Raw genomic sequence first — 10,140 nt, forward strand, 5'->3', positions numbered from 1 at the left:
CGGGGTTGCATCGACCGTATGCCGCACGGGAGGCGTTCGCGCGAAGTTCGACGGCCCCGGCCGCCGAACGCGGGTTCTAGCAGTCCGGGACCGGAGCGCGCTCAGGCGTCGAGGATCTCAGGCGTCGAGGATCCGCTCCGTCAGGATCGCCCGCACGTCGTCGGGGATCGGACGGGAGGTCTCCGCCTCCAGGTCCACTGCCACGGCGACGGCGTCGACGGTGGAGTAGACGTTCCCCTGAGGATCACGGATCCGGTGACGCAGGGTGAACGAACTCGTGCCCACCTTGACCACCCACACCTCGACGTCGATGCCCTCGGCCGTGTAGTGCAGCGAGCGCTCGAAGTCCACCTCGATCCTGCGCACCACGATCGGGCCGAGGGAGTGCGCCGCGGTGCCGCCGATCTCGCCCAGGAACCGCAGGCGCGCCTCCTGTGCGTACTCGAGGTACATCACGTTGTTGATGTGCCCCAACTGGTCGCTGTCGCCCCAGCGCAGCTGCAGGCGCACGCGGTACGGCCCGGTCACCGTGCCCCTCAATCCCTGGTCAGCTTGCGATAGGTGACGCGGTGCGGCCGCGACGCGTCCACGCCCAGGCGCTCGGTCTTGTTGGCCTCGTACCCCTCGAAGTTGCCCTCGTACCAGTACCATTGGCCCTCGACGACGTTGCCCTCCCACGCCAGGATATGGGTACAGGTGCGGTCCAGGAACCACCTGTCGTGCGAGATCACCACGGCGCAGCCGGGGAACGATTCGAGCGCGTTCTCGAGCGAGCCGAGCGTCTCCACGTCCAGGTCGTTGGTGGGCTCGTCGAGGAGGATCAGGTTGCCGCCCTCCTTGAGCGTGAGCGCCAGGTTCAGCCGGTTGCGCTCACCGCCGGAGAGCACGCCCGCCGGCTTCTGCTGGTCCGGCCCCTTGAAGCCGAACGCGCTCACGTAGGCGCGCGAGGGCATCTCGTTCTGGCCCACCTCGATGTAGTCGAGGCCGTCGGAGACCACCTCGAACACCGTCTTCTTGGGGTCGATGTTCTCGCGGCCCTGGTCGACGTAGCTGAGCCTGACGGTATCGCCCACCTTGACGGCGCCGCTGTCCGGCTCCTCGAGCCCCACGATGGTCTTGAAAAGGGTGGTCTTGCCCACGCCGTTGGGGCCGATGACGCCCACGATGCCGTTGCGCGGCAGCGTGAACGACAGGTCCTTGATCAGGGTCCGGTCGCCGAAGCCCTTGGTGAGCTTGTCGACCTCCACCACCACGTCGCCCAGGCGCGGGGGCGTGGGGATCTGGATCTCCTCGAAGTCCAGTTTGCGGAGCTTGTCCGCCTCGTCCGCCATCTGCTCGTAGCGCTGCAGGCGAGCCTTGTTCTTGGCCTGGCGGGCCTTCGCGCCGGAGCGCACCCAGGCGAGCTCCTCCTTGAGGCGGCGCTGCAGCTTCTGGTCCTTCTTGCCCTGCACCTCGAGCCGCTCGGCCTTCTTCTCCAGGTAGGTCGAGTAGTTGCCCTCGTACGGGTGCAGCTTGCCGCGGTCGACCTCGCAGATCCACTGCGCGACGTGGTCGAGAAAGTAACGGTCGTGTGTGACGGCGAGCACGGCTCCCGGGTAGCTCGCCAGATGCTGTTCGAGCCACAGCACGGACTCCGCGTCCAGGTGGTTGGTCGGCTCGTCGAGCAGGAGCAGGTCCGGTTTGCTCAGCAGCAGCTTGCACAGCGCGACGCGGCGGCGCTCGCCGCCGGACAGGTGCGTGACGGGCTCGTCACCGGCCGGGCAGCGCAGGGCGTCCATGGCCTGCTCGAGCTGCGAGTCGAGGTCCCAGGCGTCGGCATGGTCGAGCTCTTCCTGGAGCTTGCCCATCTCCTCCATGAGCTCGTCAGAGTAGTCGGTGGCCATGAGCTCGGCGATCTCGTTGAAGCGGTCCAGCTTCACCTTGATCTCGCCGAGGCCCTCCTCGACGTTCTGCTTGACCGTCTTCTCCTCGTTGAGCGGCGGCTCCTGCTGCAGGATGCCCACGGTGGCGCCCGGGTCCAGGAACGCCTCGCCGTTGCTGGGCTGGTCCAGCCCGGCCATGATCTTGAGGATGCTGGACTTGCCGGCGCCGTTGGGGCCGACGACGCCGATCTTGGCGCCAGGGTAGAAGCTCATCGTGACGTCGTCGAGGATGACCTTGTCACCGTGCGCCTTGCGCACCTTCTTCATGGTGTAGATGAACTCCGACACCTGCACACTCCCAACTGGGCTCTACGCCATACGGGGCCTACTGCGCCCTACTGATGTTCTGCCACCGGGAACTCCGCGGCGCCGTTCCGGCCGACCCGCCGACGTCGCCTGCTCCCCCGGTGTCCGTGACCGCACGCGGACGGTCACCCAGCCCGCCACCCTACCGTGCCCGCGCAGCCCGCCGCCCGGCCGGATTCCGCGGCGAGACGCCCGTCTCAACGCCGAACCCGGCCCCGGAACCGGCCCCGCCGGCCCGCATCAACGCGATGTCACGCCTCGACCGGCTCCGGCTCGCGGAGCCCGTCCGCGGCCTCCGGAATCCCGCCGTACCCCGCCGCCCCCGGAGCCGGCCCCGACGAAGCGGGCGTCCCCTCCCCTTCCCTGGCGGGGCGGGCATCACCGGGCTCGGCGTCGTCCGCGGGCCCACTTCGGCGCTGCTGATCGACGCGCTCCGCGAGGCACCGCGCCAGGTCCAGCCCCACCGAGACCGCTCGCATCTCCATCACGCTGCGCCGCTGACCCTCCGTCGTCGTGTACTCGCGCAGCCGCACCGGACCGTGCGCGATCACCGGCGCCCCCTTGACCACGCCGAGCGCCACACCGTTGACGAGCCGGCGCCAGCAGTTCACCGTGAGGAACAGCGAGTTGCCGTCGCGCCAGCTCTTCTCCTCCTCGGACCAGTATCGCGCCGTGCTGCCCAGCCGGAAGCTCACGACCTCCCCCGTCGGCGTGTCACGCCGGTCCGGCTTGTTCGCCACGTTCCCGATGACCGTCATGTACGTCTCGAACACGCGCGAGACCCCCCTCCCGTCAGACCGGTCCGCGCCGTGCGGCCGGGACGCCCGCGCGGACGCCGCCTACGACGATGCCTCATGGTGGGCGACAGCGCAGGCCCGTTCGGCGCCCGATATGGCCCGGTTTGGGGATAACTCCGCAGCTGTGGACAACGCGGCGCACGGACTTGACTCGGGGCGGGAGGGATGCTCGAGCAGGCGGAGTCGGCCGCAGTGGATCACGGCGAGTGGGAGGCGCCCTCCGTGGCGGAGTCCCGCCGCGGATCGTCCCGCGCAGGAGCGTTCCCGTGGCCGTGCTCCGCCGAGTCGTCCGCGTGGTCGCGTCGCGCCAGTTCCTGGAACATCGCGTTGTACGACTCCAGCTCGGCGTCGTGATCGCGCTCCTCACGCCGGTCGTGCTGACGCGCCCTGCGCTGGTCCGACCGGGACCATTGCACGCCCAGCGCCGCCATGATCAGCAGCAGCGGCAGCTCCCCGGAGGCCCACGTGATGCCGCCGCCGGTCTGCTGGTCGCGCAGCAGATCCGTCACCCACGGAAGGTTCAGGCCGTGGTAGAAGTCGTAGCCCATCACCGTGTCGGTCATCATCAGCGCGATGCCGAAGAACGCGTGCAGCGGCAACGTCGCCATCACCACGCCCAGCCTGGTGACCGGCTCGAGCCTGCGCGGGGCCGGGTCCACTCCCAGCACCACGTAGTAGAACAGGTACCCGCTGAGCAGGAAGTGCAGATTCATCAGCACGTGCCCGGTATGGGTGGACACGATGTCGCCGAAGATAGGCGTGAGGTACAGCCCGTAGAACCCGCTGACGAAGATCGCCGCGGCCACCACTGGATGCGTCAGAAATCGGGAGACGGGGCTGTGCAGCGCCGCCAGCAGCCACTCGCGCAGTCCTGGCACGCCGTCCTTGCCGGCCGGCTTCAGCGCGCGCAGCGCCAGCGTCATCGGCGCGCCCAGCACGAGCAGGACGGGGATCAGCATCGACATCGCCATGTGCGCGCCCATGTGCACGCTGAACATGGCCATCGTGTAGCGCCCCACCCCGGAGCTGGTGGTGAACAACAGCAGGAACGCGCCGGCCAGCCAGGCGAGGGTGCGGCCGACCGGCCAGGCGATTCCGCGCGCCCGCAGCCTGCGCACGGCCAGCAGGTAGACCACGGCGATGACGATGGCGGCGGTGCCGTACAGCAGGTCGAAGCGCCAGTCGAACAGAAGCCGCATCAATGTCGGCGGGCCGTCGAGGGTGTACCCCAGCAGCACCTCCTGGATGCTCAGCTCACGCCCCGGCGGCGGTGGCGGCGCCCCGCCGAGCGCCACCGCCAGCCCGAAGGTCGCCGAGAACACCATCACCTCGACGGTGGCCAGGCGCACCAAAGGCCGCCGGGCCGACGCGTCGCGCTGCAGGGCCCGCACCGACACCCGGCGCTGCTGCAGACCGATGCCCGCCAGCACGACGAGCGCCGCGGCCTTGCCGACGATCATCCAGCCGTAGGTGGTGCTGAACAGGTCCGACGGTGTGACCCGCACGAGCGCGTTGATCACGCCGCTGACCGCGATGACGACGAGCGCCACCGTGGCGACGTGCGAATAGCGCCGGACGACGACGTCGGTGCGCGCACCCTTGCGCCGTGCATGCGCGAGCACCGCGAAGAGCCCGCCCGCCCACAGCGACGCGGCCACCAGGTGCAGCACGAGCGAGTTGGTCGCCATGTCGTGGTTGCCGCCCGAGCCGGAATGACCCGTGATCGCCAGCGGCATCAGCGTGAGGATGCTCAGCGCCAGCAGCGGCGGGGTCCAGCCCCACCGCAGGACCAGACGGCAGCCGATGGCCAGCACGATCGCGAAGATGGCCACCCAAAGCCAGGCGCGTGAGGCCTCCACCTGTTCGATGCCGCTCAGCGCATTGTCCGGGAGCATCGCCTCGGAGAGCGGGCGTCCGGACACTTCCGACAGCTGCAGAGGGATCATCAGCAGGGCCACTGCGGCCCAGACGATCGCCGCGACGGATGCCGTGCGCACCGCGCGATACCCGTCGACGTCGAGGATCCCGCTGCGCTGCGGCGGCGCCAGGAACGCGGCCAGCAAAAGCGAGCCGATGGCGATGACCGCGGAGATCTCTCCGGCGGCACGCAGCACCGGGATGCCGTAGTCGGTGACCGCCCCGGCGCTCGCAATGCCGAGTGCGCTGAGCTTGGCCGTCAGCGACAGGCTCGACAGCATCGCCGCGACAAGCGCCGCGATGCCCGCGCACACCACGAACAGTCCGCCGATCGACGACCCGCGGGATCCGGGCCGCTTCCCACTGGAGGCGGCGGGCGGCGCGGCGGCGGTGGACGGGTCCTTCCCGGGCGACTCCGGGTCGCGCGAGTCCGGAGACGAGACGAGGTCGGACGTAGCCATGCCTACAGGGTAAGCGGCACCGCAAGGCGCTCCACCTGCGAGGGGATCCCGGGTAGTCCCCGTCACCATGGACGTTCTGCGGCCCCGCGTAGAATCTCGACTCGTACCGGGACCGCCCGGGGCCGGCCTCCGTAGCTCAGGTGGATAGAGCAAGAGCCTTCTAATCTCTAGGTCGCAGGTTCGAGTCCTGCCGGGGGCGCCGTATCGCAGCAGGTCGGAGAGCGTGTCGTCCGCGCAACGTGCACGAAGCTCCGCGGAGCCGAGGTGTGGCCGCGGCCGGGTTTGCCGATGCTCCCCCGCCTCCCGACACGTGGCACACGCCCCGATCCTGCGCGCCCGCTGTTCTCCCGGTCCGTCTCCGGTGGAACCGCCGGCCTCGCCGCAGCGTCGTAGTGGTGGACGGCGCCGCGGGGGGTGGTGCCGTCGTCGGGGGGAGGCCGTAGTGGGACCGAAGGTGGATCAAGCCGGAACCGGAACCGGTGACGGGCTGCTGAACGTGGACGTGGATGCGCTCCGCGCCTTCGCGGCATCCGTGTCGGAGGAATCAGCGGCGGTGGGGTCGATCGAGTCCGCGGCGCGCTTGTCCGCCGCCGCCGCGACTCTCGCGGGGTCGGCCGTGGGCGCGGCGCTCGCGCGGGCGGCCGGGCCGCTCCGCGATGCGCACCGCGCGTTCGCCGGCGAACTTTCCGCGTTCGCCCACTCGGCGTCCTCCAATGCCGACGACTTCACGCAGGCCGAACAGTCGATCGCCGGGGCCATGTCCTGGCCGGCCGGCGGGGGCACCCGATGACCGCGTCGGTGACCGCACCCCGCAGTCTCAGCATCGCGGAGATAAGGGCCCTCGACATCACCGGCGTGCGCGCCGCCGCCAACGCGGCCGACACCGGCGCTGTACGGATGGGCGCCGCGCGCGACGACGTCGACCGGGCGGCGCGGCGATTGTTCCGAACGTGGTCCGGATCCGCCGCGCGCCTCGCACGCGGATCGGTCCGCTCCGCCCTGTCACACGGTGACACCGCGGCCGCCCGCGAACACCGCGTCAGCGTGTGCCTCGCGGACGCCTACCAGCGTCTGAGCATCGCGCGGTCCGAGGTTCTCGGTGAGGTCCAGGAGGCCGTCGTCGAGGGCATCCTCGTCGACGAGGCGACGTCCACCGTCCGCGCTCCATTACCCGAACCGGAGCTGGAACAGCGGGCCAGGCTCGCCGCGCTCCGGATCGCGGACGCCCTCGACGGCTTCGCCGCGGTGGACGCGGATGCGGCCGCCACGGTCGACTCCGCAATGGCCCGCGAGGAACATGTACGCGCCGCCCGCTGGGCGGATGGCAGCGTCGGCGCACTGGCCGCCATGACGCAGGCGGCGGGCTCTGCTCCCACGGTGCCGTCCGGCACGCCGGCCGCAAACCGCGAGTACTGGCAGTCCTTGGACCCCGGCGAAAAGGCAGAGCTGATCGCGGTGCGCCCCGCCGCCGTGGGGGCGCTCGACGGGATCCCCGCCGACGCCCGCCACCGCGCCAACATGCACCTGCTCGACTCCGAGGAGGATCGGCTCGAACGTGAAGCGGACAGCGCCCGCCGCGCCCACGCCGACGGGCCGCTCAACCGGGCGCACGCGAAGCTCCGCGACATCGACGCGGTCCGCACCGTGATGGCCGCGAATCCGGCGGCCCGGCTCATGGCTCTGGACATGCGCGGCGACGCCCGCGGCCGGGCGGCCGTCGCCGTCGGCGCCCCGGACACAGCCGAGCACATCGCCGTGACCACTCCCGGCCTCAACACGACCGTCGAAAGTTCACTCGCGACAATGGTCGACGAGGCCGGGATGCTACGCACCGCCGCGGCGGCGCAGATCGCCGACGGCGCCGCGCCGAATGCGAGCGCGGCGGTCGACGACGTCGCCGCGATCGCCTGGATAGGCTACGACGCGCCGCAGTTCGGGATCGACAGCCTTACCGAGTTCGTCTCCGGCGCGGCGAACACGGTCACGCCGGCTACCGCGCGGGACGGCGCCGCCCGGCTCGCCCCGTTCCTGGACGGGCTCCGGGCAGCATCGCAGCACCCTGATCCGCACATCACCGCGCTGGGCCACTCTTACGGTTCGGTCACGACCAGCCTGGCCCTGCAGAACCCCGCCGTCGGCGGGGCGGTGGACGACGTCGTTTTCTACGGTTCCCCGGGCGTGATAGCGGATGATCCCGGTGACCTGGGGCTCGCCCCGCACCATGCGTACGTTCTGGAGGCGGACGACGACGCGATCGCGGACATCGGCAACCTGCACTCGCCGTTCGTCCCTCCGCAAATCCGCAAACTGGACAGATTCGGCCCTGATCCGGGCTCGCTCTCGTCGTTCGAGCAGCTCTCCGCAGACGAGGCCACAACTCCCGACGGCAGGCATCTCGGCGGCGCGTCGGGCCACAGCGAATACACGCGTCCCGGCCCGGATGGCGGGCTGCGCACCTCCACCTACAACATGGCGGCCGTGGTCGCCGGACGCACCGAGAACCTCATCCGCAAATAGTGACGATCCTCGAGCCTGCGGGCTCGGCCTGGGCGGATCGGGTCGGTTCGCCGCGCGTCAGTGCTCGACCGCGTCGCGCACCACGACCAGCGGGCAGGGCGCGGCATGCAGCAGGGCCCGCGACGTGGAGCCGACCATCATGCCGGTGAACCCGCCGCGCCCGCGGTGGCCCACCACCAGCAACTGCGCGTCGTCGGCATGACGGAGAAGGTGCCGCACCGGACGGTCGTGCACGACCTCGCGGCGGATCGTCACCCCGGGAAACTGTTCCTGCCATCCCGCGAGAGACTCGGCCAACACCGCGTCCTCACGCTGCTGGACCGTCTCCCACTGCAGGTGCGGCGCGTCGAGACCGGTCAGGGGCACGTCGCTCCAGGCGTGCACCACCGCCAGCTCGGCGCCGCGCGCCTGCGCCTCGATCAGGCTGAACTCGAGCGCGGGGTTGCAGTGGGCGGAGCCGTCGACCCCCACCACGACCGGTCCGGATCCCAGGTTCTCCTCGGCGCCCGTCCACCCCCGGACCACCGCGACAGGACGGTCGCCGTAGGCGATCAGCGCCGAGGTCACCGACCCCGCGGCGCTCTGCGGGGACTCGCCCAGGCCGCGGTCGCCCAGCACCACCAGATCGGCGTCGCCGGACACTTCGAGGATCGCGGGAATCGGCGGGCCCTCCCACAGGACGGTGCGCACCGGGTGCTCCGCATCCAACACGCCCCGCGCCGCAGACTCCGCCCGGCCGAGGGCCCGCTCGCAACGCCCGCGCAGCGCATCGAGGAACTCCGTGCGCGTACTCCCCGCCGCACCGGAGGGCACCGGTAATTGGACTGCGCAGCCGATCGTCAGCGGGCGGTCGTGTCGGCGCGCGAGCAGGGCCGCCCACCGCGCCGCGCCGAGCGCCGCCACAGAACCGTCCACCGCCGCAAGCACACCGACCTGCGCACGTGCATTCCCCGCGTGCCGCATCATCGCGTCCTCGTCGTCATCCGGCCCTCGCTTGTCATCCGGCCCTCGCTTGTCATCCGGCCCTCGCCGTCATCACGTCCTGCCCGTCTCGTCGCCCCAGGCCCGCCGCCTCAGCCTAGTCCGGGCGGGCCGGGCGGGCGCTCGAAACCGGGCGGGGGGCGGCCGGCAGTGCGTCATCCGCGCCCGCGGCGGAGCATCGGGGTCGTATCACGGGCCGCAATGTGCGGCGGGCGCGGCGCCGCCGCCTCGAACGGGTCGACGGGGGCGTTGTCCACGCTGTTGAACACCAGGAAGATGTTCGAGCGGGGATACGGCGTGATGTTGTTTCCGGAGCCGTGCATGAGGTTCGAGTCGAACCACAGGCCGGCTCCGGCGGCACCGGTGAACTGGTCGATCCCGTACTCGGCGGCGAGTTCGGTCACGTCGTCGTGGCTCGGCACGCCGACGTTCTGCATGATCAGCGAACGCCGGTGATTCTCCGACGGCGTCTCCCCCAGCCCGGGGACGAAGTGCCGGTGCGAGCCCGGCATCACCATGAGTCCGCCGTTGAACGGGTAGTTGTCGGTGAGCGCGATCGACAGGCTCACCGCCCGGGGCGCGGGCAGGCCGTCCTCCGAATGCCACGTCTCGAAGTCCGAGTGCCAGTAGAACCCCTTGCCCTCGAACCCGGGCATATAGTTGATCCGGCTCTGGTGGATGTACACCTCCGAGCCCAGAATCTGGCGCGCGGCGCCCAATACCCGCCTGTCCCGCGCCAACCCGTCGATCACCTCGGAGATGCGGTGCACCTCGAAGATCGACCGGATCGCCCCGGACCCCGGCTCGCGGATCACCCGATGATCGTCGGCGAGCGCTGGATCCGCCGTCAGCCGCTCGAGCTCCGACCAGTACTCCTGCACCTCCGCCGGGGAAAGTAGGCCCGGCACGATCGTGTACCCCTTCTCCTCATGGCCGTGGAGCTCGTCGACGCCCAGGGGCCCGGCGGCGGCAGCGTCCCCCTCCTTCGACCACACCACCGCGTGCGGACGGTCGATCCAGCGCACGCGGCCGCCCGGTTCTACGGACGCGGACGACCGTGTGGGGTACCGGTCCGCGACGCGCGGACGCCGGTCACGGCGGCTCGGCGTGGTCGTGGTCGCGCGGTGCGGGTGCTGATGGGAATCGGTACGCATTGTCTGACTGGACCTCCGCTCTTCAGTGCTGCTCCCGGGCAAGTGCACCGATGCGGCGGCCGTCGGACCGAGACTCGGGTCCGGC

8 protein-coding genes and 1 tRNA gene are annotated in these 10,140 nt (G+C 70.8%); 3 read left to right on the forward strand and 6 right to left on the reverse strand.

Features of this window, described 5'->3' with window-relative positions:
* Nucleotides 1-117: 117 nt before the first annotated feature.
* From JJ683_RS15225 to JJ683_RS15240, 4 genes are all read right to left on the reverse strand, one after another.
* Nucleotides 118-528 (reverse strand): acyl-CoA thioesterase, encoded by a 411-nt coding sequence (locus JJ683_RS15225; RefSeq protein WP_307810968.1) that lies wholly within the window; start codon nt 526-528, stop codon nt 118-120.
* Between the two features lie 8 nt (nt 529-536).
* A complete protein-coding gene (ettA, locus tag JJ683_RS15230; protein ID WP_200175371.1) occupies nt 537-2,210 on the reverse strand; it encodes an energy-dependent translational throttle protein EttA in 1,674 nt (557 codons plus the stop codon).
* A 269-nt stretch (nt 2,211-2,479) separates the two neighbouring features.
* Nucleotides 2,480-3,001 carry a single-stranded DNA-binding protein gene (locus tag JJ683_RS15235; protein WP_200175372.1) on the reverse strand — a complete coding sequence of 174 codons (522 nt, stop codon included), beginning with the start codon at nt 2,999-3,001 and terminating at the stop codon, nt 2,480-2,482.
* Nucleotides 3,002-3,222: 221 nt separating this feature from the next.
* A complete protein-coding gene (locus JJ683_RS15240) occupies nt 3,223-5,403 on the reverse strand; it encodes a bifunctional copper resistance protein CopD/cytochrome c oxidase assembly protein (protein ID WP_200175373.1) in 2,181 nt (726 codons plus the stop codon).
* A 125-nt stretch (nt 5,404-5,528) separates the two neighbouring features.
* Between JJ683_RS15240 and JJ683_RS15245 the strand changes: the two genes are divergently transcribed.
* The 3 genes from JJ683_RS15245 to JJ683_RS19690 all read left to right on the forward strand — a co-directional run bounded on the left by JJ683_RS15245 (nt 5,529) and on the right by JJ683_RS19690 (nt 7,920).
* A tRNA-Arg gene (locus tag JJ683_RS15245) sits at nt 5,529-5,602 on the forward strand.
* A 255-nt stretch (nt 5,603-5,857) separates the two neighbouring features.
* Nucleotides 5,858-6,193, forward strand: coding sequence for a hypothetical protein (locus JJ683_RS15250; protein ID WP_200175374.1), 336 nt, complete (start codon nt 5,858-5,860; stop codon nt 6,191-6,193).
* An 8-nt stretch (nt 6,194-6,201) separates the two neighbouring features.
* On the forward strand, nt 6,202-7,920 hold the full coding sequence (locus JJ683_RS19690) for an alpha/beta hydrolase (RefSeq protein WP_200175375.1): 1,719 nt from the start codon (nt 6,202-6,204) through the stop codon (nt 7,918-7,920).
* A gap of 57 nt (nt 7,921-7,977) precedes the next feature.
* On the opposite strand, the gene JJ683_RS15260 is transcribed toward JJ683_RS19690, so the two are convergent.
* Nucleotides 7,978-8,835, reverse strand: coding sequence for a universal stress protein (locus tag JJ683_RS15260; protein ID WP_200175377.1), 858 nt, complete (start codon nt 8,833-8,835; stop codon nt 7,978-7,980).
* Nucleotides 8,836-9,056: 221 nt separating this feature from the next.
* A complete protein-coding gene (gene thpD, locus JJ683_RS15265; RefSeq protein ID WP_200175379.1) occupies nt 9,057-10,055 on the reverse strand; it encodes an ectoine hydroxylase in 999 nt (332 codons plus the stop codon).
* Between the last annotated feature and the right edge of the window lie 85 nt (nt 10,056-10,140).

Source organism: Tomitella cavernea, assembly GCF_016599145.1.
Classification (GTDB): Bacteria; Actinomycetota; Actinomycetes; order Mycobacteriales; family Mycobacteriaceae; genus Tomitella; species Tomitella cavernae.